The organism is Burkholderia sp. MSMB2157WGS (genome assembly GCF_001532755.1).
Classification (GTDB): domain Bacteria; phylum Pseudomonadota; class Gammaproteobacteria; order Burkholderiales; family Burkholderiaceae; genus Burkholderia.
Genome location: NZ_LPJG01000047.1, coordinates 15,026 through 36,942 on the forward strand (window position 1 = coordinate 15,026; position 21,917 = coordinate 36,942).

A 21,917-nucleotide genomic window follows, 5' to 3' on the forward strand; every position below is an offset into this window, starting at 1 on the left:
GGCGAGCGGCTTCAGCACGCACTGACGTGCACGCCTCGCGTCGAACTTCAAGGACTGCTTCGAATTCATTTTCCTGCTTCCTCATCTGGCCGATCACGGAGCGGATTCCGCGCGCATCGATTTTCTCCGTTGCATCGGGCCGAAAGAGCCGAATGGATGCGGAATCCCGGCATACGAGATACAGCGACCGATGCAATCGCTTGATGCTACGCACGCACTTTCGGCGGGTCCATCGGACTGGGATGATTCGGCGCACGGGCGCACAGTAGTTGACATTTCCGCGACGAAGATGCGGCGTCGATGGCGAGACGATTCGGGTCACGCAATGGTCGAAGGCGCGCGGGAAACGACCCGCGGCCGACGGTGCCGAGGAGAGGAGACACGGAGAACGATGGGTCTTCGATTCGGCCGACAGACCTGATGGCTCGTCGCGACCGGCGTGGATTCGGACCGGGCTGATTGGCCTGCGTCGCCCTTCGGGCTACGCTGTCGACGTGCGATTCCGGTTCGACGAGCGACTGGCGATCGGGGCTTGCAGCGCACGCTTCGACCGACGGCCGTCCGGATGCCGCGCACGGTCCGGCTGCGGCGCGGGCGTTCGATGGTGGCCGGTGGGCGCGGCCACAGGGTTCAAACGCTGTTGTGCTCCAAACGATACGCTGCCAGATGCGAGCATCGAGTGCTCGCGCCGCAGCCGAACCGCCCGCAGTCGTCCGCCGCGGCGATCGACGCGCCGGGCTTCACCACGCCCAGCGCACGCCCGCGTTCCCGGTAATCGTGCGCTGGTGCTCGCCGCCGAGGTTCGTCAGATAGCTGACCGTCGCATACACGCTGCCGCGCTTCGTCAGCTGCGCGACGAGCCCCGCGCCGATCTGCCCGGCCGTCTGCCCCACCTGCGTGCCGAGCGTCGTCGTGCCGCCGAACGTCGTCTTGTCGTCCGTGCCGAACGAGCGCAGCACGTTCGCGCGCAGGTACGGCTTCCAGCTCACGCCGTTCGCATCGAACGCGTATTGCAGCCGCGCGCCGATCCGGCCGAGGAACGTGTTGCCGTTGTTCCACGTGACGTCCGACACGCCGTCGTTGAACTTGCCCAACGACAGCCATTGCCACACCAGCTGCGCCTGCGGCTCCAGCGTCAGCCCGCCGCCCAGCGCGACCGGGAAGCCGGCTTCCACGGAACCCGTGAACGCATTGCCGTCCGTCGAACCGCTCACGTTGTCGTTCGAATGCGTGCGCACCGTGAGTGCGCTGCCCATCACGACCGCATCCGTGTACCAGCCGCCCGGGCCGATGTGCGTCCAGTAGCCGCCGAGGTTGTATGCGTTGACCTGCAGCGAACCCACGCCCATGTCCTGCTGCGCGAGCGCGAAGCCGTTCACGTCGCCCACGGCACGCGAGAAACCGAGAAAAAAGCCGTAGTGATTGCGGTGGCCGCTGGCGGTGGTGTCGGCATACAGGTCCTGCCCGACCTGCATCCCCCATACCGTGCCGTCGAACGACGGCGTCACGTCACCCTTCTGCTTGATGTCGCCATGACCGCCCCACACGCGCGCCCACGCCGCAGGCACCGAACCGTTCTCGGCCAGCAGCCCCTGTTCGCCCTCGCGATCGTGGAAGGTATCGATCTGCAGCAACCCGAGCTGCCGCGCGACAGCCGGCGCTTCCGCGTACAGCGGTACCTCGGGACGGTACACGGGTTCGGACGTGCCTCCGGTGCCTGCGTGATCCACGGCTTCGACGATCGATTCGGGCGTGCCTTCGGCCGGCGTGATCGACGGTTCGGTCGGCGGCGTCGGCTGACCTGGCTGCACGACCGGTGGCTCCGGCTTTGGTGGCACCGTATTGCGCAGATACCAGCTTTCGCCGGTGCCGTTCGATGCGCCGCCCTTCGCGAGAAAATATGTATAGGCGCCTGCGCTGACCGATCCGCCCGACAGCGAGAACGCGCTCGCGCTCGTGGTCGCACCGTTCGTCGCCTGCACGACCTGGATGCCGTCGGCCACCGTCTGCGCGCCCGCACCGCCGACGTTCGTCACCTTCAGCGTGCTTGCACCGCTCGCCACGCCGCCGCTGACGATCAGCTTGTCCGACGGTGCGCCGTCGCCGGCGAGCGTCGTGTTCAGGGCGAGCGTCGCGTTCTGCCCGATGTAGTTGCCGGCGACCGTCAGCGTATTGCCCACGCCGCTGCCGCCGAGCTGCGCGAGGCCCGCGTTGGTCAGGCTGCCGTTGATCCGGAAATTGCCGGTCGCGCCGCTGGCGAGGCTCGCGAGCGCATTCCCGACCGAGAGCGTGCCGCTGTTCGTCACGTTGCCCGTCACGCTGCCGTAACCGCCGAGCGTCGCGCCCGCGGCGATCGTCACCGGCCCGCCGCCGCCCAGCGCCGCCGATGCGCTCGTGCCGTCGCCGACGACCACGGTGCCCGCATTCACGTTCGTGCCGCCTGCGTAGCTGTTCGATCCATTCAGCGTCAGCGTGCCGCTACCGAGCTTCGTCAGCGAACCGGCGCCGGTGACGTTCTGCGCGATCGTCGAGTTGAAGCCCTGCGTATCGATCGTGCCGCCGTTCGACGTGATCGATACCGCACGGCTCGCCGCGAGATCGAACGCGCTGCCGAGTTGCAGCGTGCCGCCGTTGAAAGTCAGTGTTCCTGACGAAGCGCCGAGCGCATTGTCGGCTGCGACCGACAGCGTGCCTTGGGTGATCGTCGTTCCGCCCGAATAAGTGTTTCCGCCCGCTCCCGACGGTGCGAGCGCGAGCGTGCCCGCACCGGTTTTCTCCACGGCGCCACTTCCGCCGATCGTGCCGGCATACGTGCCGGCGCTATCCTGCTGGAACCGCACGAGCCCGTTATCGGTCACGGACAGCGGCAGGTTCGCTGCATTCGCCTGCAGCGTCGCGCCTGCGTTGACGGTCGCGACGACCGACGCCGTCGTCGTGCCGAGCGTACCCGTGAGGTTCAGCGTGCCGCTCTGCACGAGCGCGGTCGAGAACGTGCCGGTGCCGGCCCACGTCCAGTCGGCGCCGGCCATCGTCAGGCTCTGGAAATTCGTGAATGCGTTCGACGCGGTGCCCGTGCCCTGCAGCGTCACCGTGTTGGTACCGGCGCCACCGTTCGCCGTGCCGACGATCTGCGAGCCGGTCTGCAGGATCAGCGTCACGTTGCCGTTGCCGCCCTGGATCGCGGTGCCGCCGCCGCCCTGGATCAGCCCCGCGTTGGTGATCGTCGTCGCCCCGTTGGTCGAGCGCACGCCGATGCCGTTGTTGCTGATGATCCGGCCGCCGGCCTGGTTCGTGATCGTTGCGGTAAACGAGCTGCCGAGCGTGTTCGACACGACCGCGTCGACGCTGCCGCCGCTCGTCGCGGTGCCGGTAGTCTGGATCGTGCCGCTGTTGACCAGCGTGTCGTTGTTGCCCTGCATGTAGACGGCCGGCGCGTCCTTGCCGTTCGACGTCAGCGTGCCGCTGTTGGTGATCGTACCGTTGCCGCCGAGCAGCGATGCCGCGCGTGCGTTGCTGCCGGATGTCGTCACGGCGCCCGTGTTGACGATCTGGTTGCCCGACGCGCCCGGGTTGCTCTGCCCCCACGCGGCCGTCATCCCGTACGCGTTGTTGCCGGTGGTCGTGATCGCGCCGTTGTTGACGAGCGTGTTGTTGTTGCCGTTCGCGGCCATCCCGTCGTTGTACGCGCCCGTCGTCGAGATCGTGCCGCTCGCGCCGTTCGTGAGCGTGTTGCCGTTGTTCACGCCGAGCAGCGCCGCGCCGCGGTTCGCGACGCCCGTGCCGTTGCCGGACATCGACACGCTGCCGTTGTTGGCGATCGCGCTCGACGTGTCGACGGAGAACGGCGTCGGCGTGGCGCTCAGCACATAGCTGCCCGTCGCGGTCGCATCGAGATTGATCGTCACGTTGGTACTGCCGGCCGTGGCCACGACCGAAGGGATGCCAGCGCCGGAACACGTGACCGTCGCGCCGCTGCCTGGCGCCGTGGCCGAACACGCCGCATGAACGCCCACCGGCATCGCGCCGGTCAGGATCGCCATCCCACCCAAACCCAGGTGCCTCGTTTTTCTTTTCATCGTTCCGCCGGCCTTTATTGATGATGTTATTGCTATCAATCGGTACGTGAAACGCGTTATAGCACCTGTCTCGAAATAATCACAAGAACCAAATGAGATATATCGACAATCAGAGGTCGATTAATTTCGTACTGGGAAACAATGAAGGAAAATTTGCTGCGTCGCAGAAAAGCGGGATATCTGCAAACTTCGCGGGCTGGCCAAACGGAAACCGGTGAAATTTACCGGGTTTCGTTGCCGCCTCGAAAGACGATCGCGTTGCAATCCGAAACGATCGGAAAATTTGACATCGTTCGTCGAACGATTCACTGCGCACGGGTCATACGCCATTCAGCGATGTTGCTTCGCATGATGTCTTGCCGTGCGAATTCGGGCGCACCGGCGAACCAGCGCGCGAATGCGCGATCACGCACGCCGGCGGCCCGACACTGGCCGAGACGGACGGGCACCCACCGACGCTCAGCCTGCGCTCGGCGTGACCGTCGCCGACATCGCGACCGGCTGTGACCACGCGGCCGACGCCAGTTGCGTCCGCGCGGCATGCGTCGCACGGTTGAACGCCACGCGCCGTTCTCCCTTCAGCTTCGCCGCGCGGGCCGCCTGTACCAGTTCGATCGGATCGACGAGACGGTCGTGCCGCCGAACCTCGAAATGCAGATGCGGGCCGGTCGCCGTACCCGTGCTGCCGACCGCGCCGACGCGCTCGCCGCGCACGACGCGCGCGCCGACTCGCAGCGTCGGCTCGAACGCCGACAGGTGCGCGTAGTACGACGCGTAACCGTCGTCATGACGAATCACCACGTACTTGCCGTAGCCGCGCGGCTCGGTGCCGATGAACGTCACGACGCCGTGCGCCGACGCATGGACGGCACGACCTGCCGGCGCCGCGAGATCGACACCCGAATGCACGTGACGCGCACCGCTCACCGGATGCACGCGCGTGCCGAACTGCGAGCTGATCCGCGTCGCCGCGACCGGCATCGCGAAGTGTGCGCCGGCGAGCGGCATGCCGTCGAAGTCGTAATAGGCGCCCGACGCGTGTGCCCCTGTTGCGAACCACACACCTGAAACCCGCTGGCCGCGGAAACGGACGTCGAACGCCGTCGCGCGCACGCGGCCCGGCGCCGCCGCACCGTCGTCGGGTTCGTATGCCACGCGGAAGGTGTCGCCGACCGCGCCGCGTTGCTTCGCATCGATACGGCCGGTCAACGCGCGCAGGACCTGCGCGGCAACGCCGTCGGGCAGCTCGGCGAGCGCCAGCGACGCCTGCAGCGTGCCATCGATCGCACTGGCTCGCGCGCCGCGATCGGGCTGCGCGAGCACGAACGGTTCGGCGGAAGTCAAATCGACGGGACGCGGCTCGAATGCCGCCGACGACCCCAGCACGGACAGCGGCGACGCAAGCCCGTAATCGAACCGGGTCGCGTACGCGCGTTCGACCGCACCGCGCGCCGTGTCGCACAGCACGCGGTACGCCACGCATGCGCCGAAGCGCGCGACAGGGTCGTCGCTATCGCCGCTCGACGAGAAGTTCGATGCATGCGGCGCGTACGCGACGTCGAGCGGCGCTGCCGATACACGCAGGCCACCCCACGTCGTGCGCGCGGAATTGAAGAAAGGCACGTCGCCAAGGTCGGTGGCTTCCGCCATCGCGAATGCGAAGGGGGCGACATCGTGAGCGCCCTGAGCTGGCGCGCTCTGGGCGCCGGCCACGCAGGCTGCCGCGATGACGCCGCGCAACAGCGCGCGGTACATCGGGAAACGCGCGACGCCGCATCGGGCGGATCGACCTTGTTCGCGTGCGAGACGGGAACGCAGGTCGAACCGCATGACGTCGTCACTCGCTATCAATGGAAATTCGGGAAAACCGGGTATCGCGAAGGAACAGGCGTCGCGATCCGGCAATATGAAATCGAGTGTATCGGGCGGCTTGAAACGGGCAAATAGGACCAATCCTATTTTCCTGGAACAACGTTTAGTACCGGAACGAAATCCGGATGTACCGTTCATCCGGCACGACAACGACTCCGCCTCCACTCACGCGTGCGAACCATCGCGCGCCGTGCATGGTCGAACGCTGCCTGCGCACGCTCATGCGCGCCGCGCATCGTTTCATCCAACCGGAATCCCGTCATGTTTCTCGATCAACTTCATCCGGAACGCTGGACGTTCCTGTGGAACGCGTTGTCCACGCTTTCCATCAAACTCTGCGCCGCAGTGGCGCTGCTCGTCGCCGGCTGGTGGCTGTCGAAACGCATCGGCAACTGGCTGAACCGGCTGCTCTCGAACAAGGAACGCGTCGACGACACGCTGCGGCCGATCCTCTGCGACGTCGCCGTATGGGGCATCCGCATCGTCGCGATCGTCGGCGCGCTGTCGCAGCTCGGCATCGAAACCGCGAGCATCGTCGCGGTGCTCGGCGCGGCCGGCCTGGCCATCGGGCTCGCGCTGCAGGGCACGATGCAGAACATCGCGGCCGGCATCATGCTTCTGCTGCTGCGGCCGTTCAAGGTCGGCGACTACATCGACGGCGGCACGGGCGTCGCGGGCACCGTCGAAGAGGTCGGGCTCTTCATGACGCGCCTCACGAAGCCGGACGGCATCTGCGAATACGTGCCGAACAGCGCACTGTGGGGCAGCGCGATCCGCAACTACACGCGCAACCCGACGCGCCGCCTCGATCTCGAAGTGGAAGTGTCCGTGCACGACGATATCGATCGCGCGCTGGAGGCACTGCACGCACTGGCCGTGGCCGATCCCGACGTGCTACAGGACCCGGCGCCGGACGTGATGGTGATGCGCTTCGACGACAGCACGGCCGTCGCGAACATGCGCGTGTGGACGCATACAGACAAGTTCTGGGACATGCGCTGGCGTCTCGCGCGCCAGGCGCGCAAGGCGCTCGCGGATGCGAACTGCGCGCTGCCGATCCGCACGCGCGAGCTGCACATCGTGCACGACGCGGAGCGTCGCACGGACAGCACGCCCGTCCGACGCGTGTAATCGCCGCGGCGGCGGGCGCGCCCGGAGCGCCCGCCGCCATCACGACCACGGCGGCGATCACCGCGTCGCGGTACGCAGCCGCGCCCGGTCGAGTTGTCGCCCGATCCGCCTTCGAATCGGACCCGTCTGATTCACTGCGCGACATCGTCTCGCGACAATGGCCGTGCTGGACGAAACGGTCATCTCGTCCGGCACGCAGTAGCGAACTGTCCTTACCTTGCCGCCCTTCGCGGGCGGCGTCTTTTTGTCCGCCGTTCGACGCGGGCATGAAATCAGGAAACCGAAATGAAAGAACGCGCCACCGTCCTTTGTCGACGCGGCGACCGGATCCTTCTGGTCGCCCGGTTGAATGCCCGCTGGGCGCTGCCCGGCGGCAAGCCGCACGACGGCGAATCGCTGCGCGACGCCGCGCGGCGCGAATTGCAGGAGGAAACCGGGCTCGCGTGCGGCAACGCGCGCTACTTGTTCCGGATCGCGGGCACGCACAAGCTGCATCACGTGTTTCTCGCCGAGATCGATCCGGCTGCGATCGCGCGTCCCGCGCAGGAGATCGCACACTGCGCGTGGATCGACCGCGAATCGCTCAGGTCGCTACATTGCAGCCGGCCGACGCCGATGATCGTCGAGCTCGCGTTCGAGTGGTTGCGGCAGCCGCGCCTCGTGCCCGGTGTGATCGACCACGACGTGTTCGCCGATATCGCGGCCTGAGGTCTTCGCCTGCGGTTGGCGCGCGATATGCATTTCACATCTCGACACGGCGCGAGATTGCTCCACCTTCAGAGACCTGCTTGACGCCTAGTGCTAGATGTTTGCTGCCTAATGGGAGAACTACCTCATGCGTACAACAATCGACATCGATGACGACGTTCTCGCATTCGCCCGGGAACGTGCAAGGCCCGGTATGAGTGTCGGCAAGGTCATTTCCGAGCTCGCTCGCGCGGCATTGCAGCGAACGACAACCGACCAGATAAGCCGCAACGGAGTGCCGCTGATACCGATCTCGTCGACGACCCGCCCAGTCACGCTCGATACCGTCAATCGAATTCGCGACGATTCGCTCTGATTTCTTGAACGTCAATCGAAGGAAAACCGAGGTCGCGACGCTCGTCAGGTTTTGTTCAGCCGTTCCGACTCGTTTCCGCTCGAAGCGGCGCGGGCAGGACGGGAAGCGACGGCACGTCAACCGGCCCCACCCATGGAACCGGCACTCGCCACATCCAGTAATTTGCGCAAAGATGGATTCGACCCACTCTCCATCGTAGCCGCGCGCGCCGGTCACGATACGGCCCGAGTCCGCCGCTTGCGCTTTCCTTCAGCCATCGCACGGCGCAGCCGGTCAACCTCGCCGGCGAAGCATTGACGTCGGCCGCCCGACGCCCCTGCGCTTCCCGCGAAATCTCGCTTTCCCGCCTCGCCATTCCGGAAACCCGGACGCACGAAAAACCCCACAAAAACAAGGATATTCAGCGTCTGCGACATGTTGTCCGAGTTCGGTTATATTACGCGCCCCTTGCCGTCCCGCCCCGGCAAAACGCGCCGCACGCGGCCGCTTTCGACGCGGCCCGAAGCGCCGTCCGCCCAGGCTTGCCGCCACGGCCCGGACGCGTGGCGCACCGTCACGACGCAGGCGCTCGCCGGCTCGCGGGAAGCCGATCCGAAGGTGTCCTTCCGAATGGCTTCGCGTGCGCAAATGCAACGGCGCGCAGCGTCGATCCGGAGTTCCGGATTCGCGGTCCGGATCTCCGGATCCGTGTTTCGGCGAAACGGAACCGCGGGAACCGCGTGCCGGGCGGCATGGCAAACCGATGCATCCAAGTTGAAAAAGGGATCTGCTGTGATCAAAACGTTACGGGTAATACTGTCGGCGCTCGCGCTGTGCGTCGCGACATCGTCCGCGCACGCCGCCGACACGAAGAAGGTCGACGTCCTGCTGGTGGGCGGCGGCATCATGAGCTCGACGCTCGGCGTCTGGCTGCACGAACTCCAGCCCGACTGGTCGATGACGATGGTCGAGCGCCTCGACGGCGTCGCGCTGGAAAGCTCGAACGGCTGGAACAACGCCGGCACCGGCCACTCGGCGCTCGCGGAGCTGAACTACACGCCGGAGAAGGCGGACGGCAAGATCGACATCTCGAAGGCGATCGAGATCAACGAGTCGTTCCAGATCTCGCGCCAGTTCTGGGCGTGGCAGGTGAAACAGGGCGTGCTGAAGAACCCGCATTCGTTCATCAACTCGACGCCGCACATGAGCTTCGTCTGGGGCGACGACAACGTCCGTTTCCTGAAGAAGCGCTACGAAGCGCTGCAGGCCAGCCCGCTGTTCCGCGGGATGCAGTATTCGGAAGACTACGACCAGATCAAGCAGTGGGTGCCGCTGATGATGGAAGGCCGCGATCGCAACCAGAAGGTGGCCGCGACGTGGACGCCGATCGGCACCGACGTGAACTTCGGCGAGATCACGCGCCAGTTCGTCGGCTACCTGAAGACGCAGCCGAACTTCACGCTGTCGCTGTCGAGCGAAGTACGCGAGATCTCGCGCAACGCCGACGGCACGTGGCACGTGTCGTGGGTCAAGCTGCACTCGGACGAACCGCCGCAAGCGGTCGACGCGAAATTCGTGTTCATCGGCGCGGGCGGCGGTGCGCTGCACCTGCTGCAGGCGTCGGGCATCCCCGAAGCGAAGGACTACGGCGCGTTCCCGGTCGGCGGCTCGTTCCTCGTGACCGACAACCCCGAGGTCGTGAAGCAGCATCTCGCGAAGGCATACGGCAAGGCGTCGGTCGGCTCGCCGCCGATGTCGGTGCCGCACCTCGACACGCGGATCATCGACGGCAAGAAGATCATCCTGTTCGGGCCGTTCGCGACGTTCTCGACCAAGTTCCTGAAGAACGGCTCGTACTTCGACCTCGCGAAGAGCACCAATCTGCACAACGTCGCGCCGATGATGCGCGTGGGCGTCGACGAATTCCCGCTGGTGCAGTACCTCGCCGGCCAGTTGATGCTGTCCGACGACGACCGCTTCAACGCGCTGAAGGAATACTTCCCGAACGCGAAGAAGGAAGACTGGCGCCTGTGGCAGGCCGGCCAGCGCGTGCAGATCATCAAGCGCGACCCGGTCAAGGGCGGCGTGCTGAAGCTCGGCACCGAAATCGTCAGCTCGAAGGACGGCAGCATCGCGGGCCTGCTCGGCGCGTCGCCGGGCGCATCGACCGCCGCGCCGATCATGCTGAACCTGATGCAGAAGGTGTTCAAGGACAAGGTCGCGACGCCCGAGTGGCAGCAGAAGATCCGCCAGATCGTGCCGAGCTACGGCACCAAGCTGAACGACAGCCCGGCGAAGGTCGTCGAGGAATGGACCTACACGAGCGACGTGCTGCAACTCGCGCCGCCGCCGAAGATCGACCTGGGCGCGCCGGCTCCGTCCGGCGCCGGCGCCGCGCCGGCCCGCCCGGCGAAGGCGTCGGCCGACATGGCGCTGTAACGCGCCGAACCGCGACACGCCACGCGAACCCGACGGGCGACCGTCGCCCGTTCCGGCCTGTTTCGCCTGAAAGGCGGACATCGTCTCGCCCCGGAGCACGGGGAGGCAGGCGGCGATCCACGGCCATCCGGGAGGATGGCCGTTTTTGCGTCGACGCCCGGCGCGCCCGATGCGCGCCACCGGCCGCACGGTCGCGATATCCGGGCAAAATCGACCGATGGCGCCGGTTCCGCCGCATCCGGCCCGGCGTGGCGCGCGGTATCCGCTAGAATTGCGGCACGCGCGATCCCGAATCGCCCTCCCGATCCATCATCCGCAGCGTCGCACCCTTACGCCTCCGTCCGCACCGCCCCGCGCCCGCGGGTGCACGCGAGCGCCGCGGCCGTGCGACGCCCGCGACCGCCCGCAAAGGGCGCACAACCGAATTCAGCTGGAGAAAGACCGTGTTTACCTGCCGAAACCAGAGCTGCGGCACGCAGTGGGAGCAGTCCGACGTCGTCATCAAGGACGAGGGCCAGGGGTTGCTGTTCCGCTGCCCGCTGTGCGGCGCCCGCAACTATCTCGAACGCTTCGAGGACGACGAAGGCAACGTCGTCTACGAGCAGATGGAAGGCCGCCCCTACCTCGGAGACCTGTCTTGACCCAACCGACCGCCACGCCGTTCAGCGCGCTGCCGCTGACGCCCGCCACGCTCGCGAACCTCGCGCAGCTCGGCTATGTCGACATGACGCCGATCCAGGCCGCCAGCCTGCCGGTCGCGCTGGCCGGCCAGGACCTGATCGCGCAGGCGAAGACGGGCAGCGGCAAGACCGCCGCGTTCTCGCTCGCGCTGCTCGCGCGCCTCGATGCGCGCCGTTTCGACGTACAGGCGATGATCCTGTGCCCGACGCGCGAGCTCGCCGATCAGGTCGCGCAGGAAGTGCGCCGCCTCGCGCGCGCCGAGGAAAACGTGAAGGTGCTGACGCTGTGCGGCGGCACGCCGATGCGTCCGCAGGCGCAGAGCCTCGAGCACGGTGCGCATATCGTCGTCGGGACGCCGGGCCGCATCATGGATCACCTCGATCGCGGCAACCTGAAGCTCGACGCGCTGAACACGCTCGTGCTCGACGAAGCCGACCGGATGCTCGACATGGGCTTCTTCGACGACATCGCGAAGGTCGCGCGGATGTGCCCGACGACGCGCCAGACGCTGCTGTTCTCCGCGACCTATCCGGACGGCATCGCGAAGCTGAGCCAACAGTTCCTGCGCAATCCGAAGGAAATCAAGCTCGCGGAACGCCACGACGACAGCAAGATCCGCCAGCGCTTCTATGAAGTGACCGAGGACGAGCGGCTGCATGCGGTCGGCCAGTTGCTGAACCACTATCGGCCGGTGAGCACGATCGCGTTCTGCAACACCAAGCAGCAGTGCCGCGATCTGCTTGCCGTGCTGCACGCGCAGGGCTTTCACGCGCTCGCGCTGCACGGCGAGCTCGATCAGCGCGAGCGCGACCAGGTGCTGATCCAGTTCGCGAACCGCAGCTGCTCGGTGCTGGTCGCGACCGACGTCGCCGCGCGCGGGCTCGACATCGCGCAGCTCGAAGCGGTGATCAACGTCGACGTGACGCCCGACCCCGAAGTGCACGTGCACCGCATCGGTCGCACGGGCCGCGCGGATCAGGACGGCTGGGCGCTGAGCCTCGCGAGCATGGACGAGATGGGCCGCGTCGGCGCGATCGAACAGGCGCAGAAGCGCGACGTCGAATGGCATCCGCTCGCCGAATTGACGCCGGCGGACGACAGCGTGCTGCTGCCGCCGATGGAAACGCTGCAGATTCTCGGCGGCCGCAAGGACAAGATTCGTCCGGGCGACGTGCTCGGCGCACTGACCGGCGACGCCGGGTTCGACGGCAAGCAGATCGGCAAGATCAACGTGACCGAGTTCTCGACCTATGTCGCGATCGAGCGCGGCGTCGCGCGCGACGCGCTGCGCAAGCTCAATGCCGGGAAGATCAAGGGCAAGCGGGTCAAGGTCCGGTTGATGGACGAGGAGTAAACGGGCCGCGGGGCGGACGGCCGCGGCGCCGCCGCGCTCCGTGCGTCACGCGAGTTCGGGATAGCCGAGCGCGACGGCTTCCCGCTCGAACCGCGCAATCGCGTCGTAGTCGGCCGGCGACAGCCGGTCGAATCCCTTCAGCCTCAGCACGCGCGCGCGCTGCGCATCGGCCGCGACCGCGCGATCGAGCGCATCCTGCAACGCGCCGACCTGCGTGTCCGCCAGCGCCCGCGATGCGATGAACGGCAATCCCGGCGCGGATGCCGTCGTGCCGACGATCCGGATATCCGTCAGCAGACCGGGCAGCGCGTCGCGCACGTACGCGAACGTCACGCAGTCGATCGCCGCGCAATCGGCCTCTCCCGACGCCAGCGCACGCAGCACGTTCAGGTGCGAACCGAACGGCGTGACCGAGCCGAAAAACCGGCCGTCGCGCGCATGCGGCGCGATCGCGTGCCGGAATGCATTCATCCCGCTGTGTGAATCCTCGCCGTTGAAGGCAGCTCGCAATCCGCGGCATGCGGCGAGCGTCGTCGCGCCGCCCGCATGCGCGCGCGCCGACACGACCAGCACGCTGCTGTAGCGCGCACCGTCGCAACCGGGCGCGTCGAACACCGGGGTCGCGATCAATCGCACGGTATCGCGCAGGCCCAGCATCCGGTACGGATAGCCGCAGGTCTGCGACAGCAGCAGATCGTCGCGCCGCCATAGCGCATGCAGGTCGTCGAACGGCGCGTCGGGCAAAACGACGCCGGCGGGCCCGCCCGCCTTCGCGAACCCATCGAGAGCGTCGCGCAGCAGCGCGCGCCACAGGGCCGTGTGGCGCGGCGTCACGTTGTACATCGGCAAGACGGCGATCCAGGGCTTCATGCGGACATTCTACGCATCGGCGGCGGCCCCGATGCTTATCGGCGCCGGCACGATAAGCAAATGCGAATCGATTGGTTGGCGTCGCCGCCCCGCCCCGGTACCGTTCGAATGCCTGTCGGCGCCGCCACCGCGCGCGACGCCGTGCAGGTCGACCGTGATCCGCGAGACACCAGCGCACCCGGGCCGAGCGCCCCGGTTCCCCCGCTCGTTCCCCGCACTGCCCGATCCACCCCGCCTCAACGCCATGGCCGAATATTTCGACGTCGACCACGCGCGCGCGATCGCCGCGCTCGACGCCCGCTTCACCGCCCGCACCGAGTGGCCGACCTGGCTGCTGGTCGTCGTCATCTACGGCGGCTGGCTCGCCGTGCTGCTGCTCGTGCGCGACGGGCACCTGTCGCTCGCCGCCGCGACGCCGCCGCTGATCCTGCTCGGCGCGTGGCATCTGTCGCTGCAGCACGAACTGCTGCACGGCCACCCGACGCGTTCCGCGTTCGTGAACAAGCTGCTCGGCTATCCGCCGCTGACCGTCTGGTATCCGTACACGCTGTATCGCGACACGCACCTCGATCATCACCGCGACGAAGACCTGACCGTGCCGGGCGTCGATCCCGAAACGAACTACGTGACGCGCGAACGCTGGGCGCGGCTGCCACGCTGGCGCCGGGCGCTGACGGTCGCGCGCAAGACTTTCGCCGGACGAATCGTCGTCGGGCCGCCGCTGGCCATCGCCGCGACGTTCGGCGATGCGTTCGCCGCGTTCCGGCGCGGCGACTTCCGTTATCTGCCGATGTGGGCGACGCATGCCGCGTGCGTGGCGGCGCTGCTCGCGTGGCTGCACTGCGCGATCGGCGTGCCGTGGTGGTACTACCTGCTGCTCGTGACATGGCCCGCGCTGTCGCTCGCGATGATCCGCTCGCTGTACGAGCATCGCGCCGCACCGCATCCGAAGGCGCGCATCGCGATCAACGAAGCCGGGTTCGCGATGCGGCTGCTGTACCTGAACAACAACTATCACCTCGTCCATCACGACCTGCCGAAGCTGCCGTGGTACGACCTGCCGCGCGCGTACCGGATGCGACGCGACGCATATGCGCGCAAATGCGGGGGCTTCGTGATCCGCGGCGGCTATCGCGAACTGCTCGCACGCCATGCGTGGACGCCGACCGATCCGCCCGTGCATCCGTTCGGCGAGGGCACGGCGTCGCTGTCGACGGGCAGCGGGATCAAAGTGGCGGTGGTCGACGAGGTGTTGCAGATCAGCACGTGACGTCGCCCGGCACGCGCTGTCGACCCTCCGGGCTTGCGCGCCAATTCTTACGAAATGCCGACAATGCCGCTCGGCCGCGCCCGAATTGCCAATTGCGTCGGCAATGTCCAGAATGGCGGCTCATCCGGGCTTCCAACCATCATTCGCCCCGGCTCCGCCGCCCGGCCGCGCGCCGCATTCCCCGAAGACGATGCAACCGAACACCCCATCCGGCGCGATCCGCACGCTCGGCCACGACTGGTCCGTTTCCGCGATCACCGCGGGTTTTCTTGCGGTCCTGATTTCCTATGCAGGCCCGCTCGCGATCTTCTTCCAGGCGTCGCAGGCCGCGCACGCGTCCAACGACATGGTGTCGTCGTGGGTCTGGGCGATCTCGATCGGCGCGGGCGTGTCGGGCCTCGTCGCCAGCTGGAAGCTGAAGGTGCCCGTCGTCACCGCGTGGTCGGCGCCCGGCACCGCGTTGCTCGTCGGCCTGTTTCCGCAACTGACGCTCAATCAGGCCGTCGGCGCGTACATCACGGCTGCGCTGATCATCCTGGCGATCGGCGTCTCCGGCTATTTCGACCGGCTGGTGCGTCACATCCCGCGCGGCATCGCCTGCGGGATGATGGCCGGCATCCTGCTGCCGTTCGGCATGCATGCGTTCTCGGCCGCGTCCGCGCAGCCCGCGCTCGCGTTCGGGATGATCGCCGCCTACGTGATCTTCAGGCGCCTGCTGCCGCGCTACAGCATCGTGCTCGTGCTGCTGACGGGCGCCGCGCTCGCGACGCTGCTCGGGATGACGCATCTCGGCAACGTGTCGCCGAGCCTCGCGCGGCCGATCTTCATCGCCCCCGAGTGGACGCTCGGCACGACGCTCAGCCTGGCGCTGCCGCTCGTCGTCGTCAGCCTCACCGGCCAGTTCCTGCCGGGGATGACGATTTTGCGCGTGTCCGGCTATCGCACGCCGGCGCGCCCGATCATTACGGCGACCAGCGTGATGTCGCTGGTCGTCGCGTGCTTCGGCGGGATCACGATCGTCGTCGCGGCGATTACCGCGGCGCTGTGCACCGGCAAGGACGCGCACGAGGACGCGGACCGACGGTACGTCGCCGGGCTCGCGAACGGCGCGTTCTACCTGATCGGCGGACTCTTCGCCGGCACGATCGTCACGGTGTTCTTCGCACTGCCGAAGGCGTTCGTCGCGATTCTGGCGGGGCTCGCGCTGATCGGCGCGATCGGCGCGAACGTGCACGGGATCTTCGAGGACGAGAACCATCGCGAAGCGTCGGTGATCACGTTCCTCGCGACCGCGTCGGGGATGACGTGGCTCGGGCTCGGGTCCGCGTTCTGGGGGATCGTGATCGGATCCCTGTCGTTTGCGGTGTTGAACAGGGTGCGACGGCCTGCGTGACACGCCGCGCGCCGACGCTTCGCTCAACGCGCATGCCGGCGCACCAGTTGCGCGAGGGCCTCCTCCAGCGGCGTCGTACCGTACACTCGCTCCGACACGTCGGCCTCGACGTCGATCCGCCCCGCGTTGTGCACGTCGTACAAATCGACGATCAGTTGCGCATGGCGTTCGCCGAGCCCGGCGCGCAGCAGCGTCGCGCTCCACGTGTCGCGCGGCAGTTCGTGCGCGACGATCGCACGGCCCGCCGCCGTGCCCAACGTAGCCGCGATCGCCGTCACGCTCACCCGCCGCGGCCCTTCGACGCTGACGATGCGCGGCCCGCTACCGCCTTCCGGCGCATCGAGCAGCAGCCGCGCCGCGACGACGCCCACGTCGGGCGCCCAGACCGTCGGAAACACCTTGTCGACCGGATGGTGAAAGCTCGGCAGCACACCGGTGCCCAGCGCGACCTGCAGCACGCGGGCCCAGTTCTGCACATGCTCGGCCGAGCGCAGCAGCGTCAATTGCGTCGGAATCGTCTTCAGTCGTTCCTCGAAGTCATGGAACAAGCGCGTGATACCCGTATTGCCTTCAAGCTCCGCACCGTAGTCCGACAACGCGAGCAGCGCCGGCGGCGGATTCGCTGCGAGCGCGGCGGTCGCCGCGTCGATCGTCCGCGTCATCGTCGCGGCCGGATCGGGATCGGCAACCGGCACCGGGCACAGCATCTGCACGGCCTGCGCGCCGTCGATCGCCGCGGCGATCGCGTGCGCGTCCGTCAGGTCCGCGATCGCGACATCGCAGCCGAGTTGCACGAAGCGTTCACGATGGCGTGCGTCGCGCAGCACCGCGCGCACGGAATGGCCTGCGTTGCGCAAGGTCGTCACGGTCGACTGGCCGACGTTGCCGGATGCGCCGAAGATCACGAACACGATTCGCTCCTTGGGGGATGGAAGTGCTGTGATTGTCGGCATGCGCGGCCCGGGTGGCGCGCACGGACGGATGAATCGAGCAGAAAAGGATGGCGGGATGAACGGCGGTTGCCATGCGCGCTGCTGGATGCGACACCGATCGCGTCGCGTCGGGCGATCTGCCGATCACGAGGCACAACCCACCTGAAACGAACCGCCGCTCACATCCGACGCGTCGCGCGTCGACAGCGCTCGTGTGCGCCGGAGAAGCGAACGCGGCAATTGTCCAACACCCTGTTGGACAATTGCCGCCGGATCGAATGCAACGCCCGTGCAGCGCTGTTTCGTTATGCGTCCCTGCCTCCATCCTCGCCGTCATAGGCCAGCCGCAACCCGCCCCGCGCGCCCGACCGCGCAATCTCCGTCGGCGTCGCGCCGAGCACGCGGTTCATCCAGTTCGCCATGTGACTCTGATGCGCGAACCCGGCTTCCAGCGCGATCTGGCTGATGCTGAGCCTCCCTTCGAGCAGCAGCGCCTTCGCGCGCTCCACCCGCCGCCGCACGACGTACTGATGCACGGGCATCCCGAGCGTTTCGCGGAACAGTACCTTGAAATGCGGCACGCTGATCGACACGAGCGCCGCGAGCTCGGCCAGTGTCATGCGCCGGTCGAGATTCGCTTCGACATAGTCGATCACGCGCGCAGCGGCCTTCGGCGCAAGCGTGCGCCGGCGTTCGCGAAACGCGGGCTGGCCGTCGACCAGCCGCGCGACGAGCGCCGTGCACAGGCTTTCCGCATAGAGCGGATCCGATGCGTCTTCCGCTTCGAGTTCGGCGGCCATCGCCCATGCAATGTGCTGCAGCCGCGGGTCGCGCACCTGCAGCCGCCGGCGGATCTGCGCGTGCGACGGCTTCAGTTCGAGCTGCTCGACCGTGCGCCGCACGAAGGTGTCGCTGAGCGCGATGTGCAGAATCCGGCAGTCGGCGCTGTCGGTCCACTGGCCGGGCAGGCCGGCCGGAATCACGTCGACGTCGCCGTGCGCCTGGATACGCGACACGCGCTCGCCGTCGCATACGCAATCCGCCCGCACCGGCGCGCCGATGTGCACGCCGATCCGGTGATGCTCGGCTGCCGGAATCCGGTACGTGCCCGCGCGGATCTCCAGCAGCGACGCGCCGAAGCCCTGCCAGCCGAGCCCGCGGCTGGAGCGCAGGCTGACCGGGACGCCGTTGTCCGTCGGCGCGGCAAGAATCGGATCGCTCATCGAGGGTCTCCACCAGATCGGGTGACGAATGCGCATTGTGACGCGTTTCGCGCCGGCGTGCCGGCCGTGCCCGGCCGTCTGCGCATCGAGCACAAAAAGATCATCCGTTTCTGCTCGGGACGATCCTTGCGTGCGCGCCGACGGGCGCCGCCCCGCTTACGATCGGCTCATCCGACACCTACGGAGCCCGTCATGCCCCATTACTGCCCGCAACGCGCGGCGTTCGTCGCGCGCTCGCCCTGCGCCGCCCGCCCTTCAGCCGGCCCCCACCCACGCCACGGCCGCCCGGCCATCGCCGCGTGGTGCCTGCGCATCGTCGGCTGGTACCGGCTCGAACGGCTGCTCGCGTCGATTCCCGACAGCAACGACGATTTCGGGCTCGTCTGACCGACCGGTCGACACCCCGCCTACTTGCGTCACCTACTTGCGGCCGCCTACTTGCGCCGCCGCTCGTGCGGCGCCACCGTTGCGCCGTCGATCACCGGCGCACCCTGCTTGATCAGGAAATCGCGAAACAACCCCGTCACCTGCGAGATGCGCCGGTCGGCGAGGGTCACCACATACCATTCGCGCTCGATCGGGTTGCCGGGAAACGGCAGTTGCCCAAGCAGCCCCGTGCGCAGTTCGAGCGCACACGCGTGCAACGACAGGAACGCGACGCCGAGCCCGGCTTCGGCCATTTGCTTGATCGCCTCGTTGCTCGACAGTTCGGAGCCCACATGAAAGCGGTAGCCCGCGTTCTTGAACAGGCTCTCGACGGTCGAGCGCGTGCCGGCGCCGCGTTCGCGCACGAGCAGGTGCGCGGATTCGAGATCCTTCAGCGCGACGCGCTTGCGCCGCATCAGCGGATGGTCGGGCGCCGCGACGAACACCATCGGGTGCTTCGCGAACTCGACCGCATGCGTACGCAGCTCCTTCGGTGCGCTGCCCATCACCGCGAGATCGATTTCGTGCGTCGCGAGCATGCGGATGATGTCGTCGCGATTACCGACCTTGAAATACGTCTTCACGTGCGGACGCGTGGCAGTGAATTTGACGAGCAGCGGCGGGATCAGGTATTCGGCCGTCGTGATCGCGCCGATCCGCAACGTGCCGCCGAGATCGCCCGTCAGCGCGGCCACCTCGTCGCCGGCCTCGCTCCACAGATGCAGGATCTCGCGCGCATAGCGCGCCACGATCTCGCCGGCCGCGGTCAGTTGCACGCCGCGCCCCACTCGCTGCAACAACGCGGCGCCCACGGCCTCCTCGAGCAACCGAACCTGCAGCGACACGGCCGGCTGCGTCAGGTTCAGTTCCTCGGCCGCGCGCGACACGCTGCCGAGCCGCGCAATCATGTCCAGCGCCTTCAACTGTCGGAACGTCGCGGTCTTTCCTATAAGTGAATACATATGAGTTGCTTATAAACATTAAATTGTTCGAGTGGGTTCGAAACTATATCGTCGGTTCCTGAGCAATGTCATCCGAATCGTCATTCAGCGGGAGCCGAACATGGACTACACCACGCCCAACCTTGCAACGGACCACGCACCGCGCCTGCCGCGCATCGTGATCGTCGGCGGCGGCGCCGGCGGCCTGCAGCTCGCGACGCGTCTCGGCGATACGGTCGGACGCCGCGGGCAGGCCGACGTCGTGCTCGTCGACCGCTATCCGACGCATTTCTGGAAGCCGCTGCTGCACGAAGCCGCATCGGGCCATCGCGATCCGGCTTCCCACACGATCGAATACGCGGCGCAGGCGAAGCGCCACGGCTTTCGCTTCGTGCAGGGGGCGCTGCAGCGGGTCGATCGCGCGGCGCGCACGGCGACGATCGCGGCCGTGCAGGATGCGGACGGCACGGAAATCCTGCCGCAACGCGTGCTCGACTACGACGATCTCGTGCTGGCGGTCGGCAGCGTGACGAACTACTTCAACGTGCCGGGCGCCGCGCATCATGCGCTGCCGCTCGAAAACCTCGACCAGGCCGAGGATTTCCGCCGCAAGTTCCTTGCTGCCTGCACGAAGGCGAATCACCTGGCCGAGCAGCAGCCGGCACGGCGCAGCGCGCCGATCTGCATCAACGTGATCGGTGCGGGCGCAACGGGCGTCGAGCTGGCCGCCGCGCTGCGGCATGCGGTCCAGCAACTGACGACGTATCGCTTCAAGGCGCTGGTGTCCGCGCGCGACGTGCATATCCGGCTGATCGAAGGCGGCCCGCGCATCCTGCCGGCGCTCGACGAACGGCTGTCCGGCAAGATGCACGCGCAGCTTCGCGCGCTGAACGTCGACGTGCTGACCGATACGCGCGTGGCGGAAGTCGGCGCGGATGCCGTGACGACCGCAACCGGCGAACGCCTCGCGAGCGACATCACGATCTGGGCAGCCGGCGTCGCCGGCCCCGCGATGCTGCGGGACATCGGCGACATCGCGCTCAACCGGTCGAACCAGGTGATCGTGACCGACACGCTGCAGACGCCCGACGATCCGCACGTGTACGCGTTCGGCGACTGCGCCGCGTGCCCGTCGGCCGGTGCAGGCGGGTTCCTGCCGCCGCGTGCGCAGGTCGCGCATCAGCAGGCCGTGTATCTGGCCGACGCATTCGCACGCCGCGTCGCCGGCAAGCCCGTGCCCGGCTTCACGTTCCGCGATGCGGGCACCGTCGTGTCGCTCGGGCATGCGGGCGCCGTGTATCAGGCGGATATCGGCATGCGCTCGCGCTCGCTGATCGTCGACGGACTGGCGGCGATCGGGCTGTACAAGTTCCTGTATCGCAAGCACCTGTTCAGCGTGGTCGGCATCAAGCGCGCGCTGTTCCAGTCGCTGAGCCACTGGCTGCAAAGCCGCAACCAGCCGTCGATCAAGCTGCATTGATCGTCGCCGTTCGCACGCAGCCTCACAGCGCGGCATATCGGGCGAGCATCGTCCGATATGCCGTTTTTCCATATGGATATGCGCGATGCAGCCGGAACGTGCGCCACGCCGGTGCATCGCATCGAACGCCGTCGATACGATGCGATGCGTGCGTGAAATGCCATGCGACGCGTATCCCACGCCCACTCTGGCCTGCCGCCCCATTCATAAGTCGAATCGTATGAGTCGGCTATAAATATTGATTGGTCGCATTTTCCGCATCGACGCTAAGGTGTGTGGCATTCCCGTCGGCGAACGGATCATCACGTTTCTGAAAAGGAATCACCGTGGTCATCGAAGCCATCGTCACCCGTCTCGACGCAGCATTCGCGCAGATCGAAGCAACGCCGGATTCGCGCGAGTCGCGCCATCAACGCGACGCGATCCTCCGTTGGCTGGACCGGGCATCGGAAGAAGGTTATCGGCTCGGTCTCGTCACGACGCTGCCGGCCGCGCGGCTCAACGACATGTTCGAAGGCCAGTTCGGCCGCGCGAACCTCGACCGCTTCTCGGTCGTCGTCACGGACACCGATCAACAGGACTCCCGATCGAATCGGCATCCGTTCGACGTCGCGCTGCAGGCGCTCGGCGTGCCGAGGGAGCGCGCGGTCGGAATCGCGAGCAGCGAACCGGAACGCCGCGAAGCCGAGCATTTCGGGTTCTCGCGCTGTGTGAACATCACCGACACGGTGCGCTCGATCGCATCGGCCGAGCTGCACTGAACGCCGGACCCCGGGCCCGCTCGAGT

General features: G+C 67.2%; 18 protein-coding genes. 12 read left to right on the forward strand and 6 right to left on the reverse strand.

All coding sequences use genetic code 11. The features are described from left to right. Window positions 1–740: 740 nt before the first annotated feature. Both WT53_RS27865 and WT53_RS27870 read right to left on the reverse strand, forming a co-directional pair. Entirely contained in the window at window positions 741–4,040 is a 3,300-nt protein-coding gene (locus WT53_RS27865) for an autotransporter outer membrane beta-barrel domain-containing protein (protein WP_060262397.1), read from the reverse strand. 495 nt (window positions 4,041–4,535) lie between these two features. Then, window positions 4,536–5,726, reverse strand: a complete 1,191-nt coding sequence (locus WT53_RS27870; protein ID WP_230624851.1) for a M23 family metallopeptidase — start codon at window positions 5,724–5,726, stop codon at window positions 4,536–4,538. Between the two features lie 24 nt (window positions 5,727–5,750). On the opposite strand from WT53_RS27870, the gene WT53_RS34275 reads away from it, so the two are divergent. The 7 genes from WT53_RS34275 to dbpA all read left to right on the forward strand — a co-directional run bounded on the left by WT53_RS34275 (window position 5,751) and on the right by dbpA (window position 12,595). Next, on the forward strand, window positions 5,751–6,023 hold the full coding sequence (locus WT53_RS34275; protein WP_230624852.1) for a hypothetical protein: 273 nt from the start codon (window positions 5,751–5,753) through the stop codon (window positions 6,021–6,023). Between the two features lie 186 nt (window positions 6,024–6,209). Further along, window positions 6,210–7,079 (forward strand): mechanosensitive ion channel family protein, encoded by an 870-nt coding sequence (locus WT53_RS27875; protein WP_034205690.1) that lies wholly within the window; start codon window positions 6,210–6,212, stop codon window positions 7,077–7,079. A 285-nt stretch (window positions 7,080–7,364) separates the two neighbouring features. Continuing rightward, a complete protein-coding gene (locus WT53_RS27880; RefSeq protein ID WP_034205691.1) occupies window positions 7,365–7,787 on the forward strand; it encodes an NUDIX hydrolase in 423 nt (140 codons plus the stop codon). A 127-nt stretch (window positions 7,788–7,914) separates the two neighbouring features. Continuing rightward, window positions 7,915–8,142: a CopG family transcriptional regulator gene (locus tag WT53_RS33070; RefSeq protein WP_080747685.1), complete on the forward strand. Its 228-nt coding sequence runs from the start codon at window positions 7,915–7,917 to the stop codon at window positions 8,140–8,142. A 771-nt stretch (window positions 8,143–8,913) separates the two neighbouring features. Beyond that, window positions 8,914–10,560, forward strand: coding sequence for a malate dehydrogenase (quinone) (gene mqo, locus WT53_RS27885; protein WP_034205692.1), 1,647 nt, complete (start codon window positions 8,914–8,916; stop codon window positions 10,558–10,560). Between the two features lie 443 nt (window positions 10,561–11,003). Continuing rightward, window positions 11,004–11,201: a hypothetical protein gene (locus WT53_RS27890; protein ID WP_006483193.1), complete on the forward strand. Its 198-nt coding sequence runs from the start codon at window positions 11,004–11,006 to the stop codon at window positions 11,199–11,201. Then, window positions 11,198–12,595 carry an ATP-dependent RNA helicase DbpA gene (gene dbpA / locus WT53_RS27895; RefSeq protein WP_034205693.1) on the forward strand — a complete coding sequence of 466 codons (1,398 nt, stop codon included), beginning with the start codon at window positions 11,198–11,200 and terminating at the stop codon, window positions 12,593–12,595. Before WT53_RS27890 ends, dbpA begins: the two co-directional genes overlap by 4 nt. Window positions 12,596–12,640: 45 nt before the next feature. Here the strand turns inward: dbpA and WT53_RS27900 are convergent, their stop codons facing one another. Beyond that, entirely contained in the window at window positions 12,641–13,465 is an 825-nt protein-coding gene (locus WT53_RS27900; protein WP_034205694.1) for a phosphate/phosphite/phosphonate ABC transporter substrate-binding protein, read from the reverse strand. 244 nt (window positions 13,466–13,709) lie between these two features. Between WT53_RS27900 and WT53_RS27905 the strand changes: the two genes are divergently transcribed. Together WT53_RS27905 and WT53_RS27910 are read left to right on the forward strand one after the other, a co-directional pair. After that, window positions 13,710–14,735, forward strand: coding sequence for a fatty acid desaturase (locus WT53_RS27905; RefSeq protein ID WP_034205695.1), 1,026 nt, complete (start codon window positions 13,710–13,712; stop codon window positions 14,733–14,735). Window positions 14,736–14,925: 190 nt separating this feature from the next. Further along, window positions 14,926–16,128: a benzoate/H(+) symporter BenE family transporter gene (locus WT53_RS27910; RefSeq protein WP_034205696.1), complete on the forward strand. Its 1,203-nt coding sequence runs from the start codon at window positions 14,926–14,928 to the stop codon at window positions 16,126–16,128. A 23-nt stretch (window positions 16,129–16,151) separates the two neighbouring features. Here the strand turns inward: WT53_RS27910 and WT53_RS27915 are convergent, their stop codons facing one another. Together WT53_RS27915 and WT53_RS27920 are read right to left on the reverse strand one after the other, a co-directional pair. Then, window positions 16,152–17,039: an NAD(P)H-binding protein gene (locus tag WT53_RS27915; RefSeq protein WP_034205697.1), complete on the reverse strand. Its 888-nt coding sequence runs from the start codon at window positions 17,037–17,039 to the stop codon at window positions 16,152–16,154. A gap of 326 nt (window positions 17,040–17,365) precedes the next feature. Continuing rightward, entirely contained in the window at window positions 17,366–18,283 is a 918-nt protein-coding gene (locus tag WT53_RS27920) for an AraC family transcriptional regulator (protein ID WP_034205698.1), read from the reverse strand. A gap of 192 nt (window positions 18,284–18,475) precedes the next feature. Here WT53_RS27920 and WT53_RS27925 point away from each other — a divergent pair, with 192 nt between their 5' ends. Next, complete coding sequence (locus tag WT53_RS27925) at window positions 18,476–18,670, forward strand: hypothetical protein (RefSeq protein WP_034205699.1); 195 nt, start codon at window positions 18,476–18,478, stop codon at window positions 18,668–18,670. A 47-nt stretch (window positions 18,671–18,717) separates the two neighbouring features. On the opposite strand, the gene WT53_RS27930 is transcribed toward WT53_RS27925, so the two are convergent. Further along, a complete protein-coding gene (locus tag WT53_RS27930; protein WP_034205700.1) occupies window positions 18,718–19,671 on the reverse strand; it encodes a LysR family transcriptional regulator in 954 nt (317 codons plus the stop codon). A gap of 100 nt (window positions 19,672–19,771) precedes the next feature. Here WT53_RS27930 and WT53_RS27935 point away from each other — a divergent pair, with 100 nt between their 5' ends. Then, window positions 19,772–21,130, forward strand: a complete 1,359-nt coding sequence (locus WT53_RS27935; RefSeq protein WP_034205701.1) for an NAD(P)/FAD-dependent oxidoreductase — start codon at window positions 19,772–19,774, stop codon at window positions 21,128–21,130. A 326-nt stretch (window positions 21,131–21,456) separates the two neighbouring features. Next, the gene (locus WT53_RS27940; RefSeq protein ID WP_034205702.1) at window positions 21,457–21,891 is read left to right on the forward strand and encodes a phosphatase; all 435 of its coding nucleotides are present in this window, start codon (window positions 21,457–21,459) and stop codon (window positions 21,889–21,891) included. Window positions 21,892–21,917 lie beyond the last annotated feature (26 nt).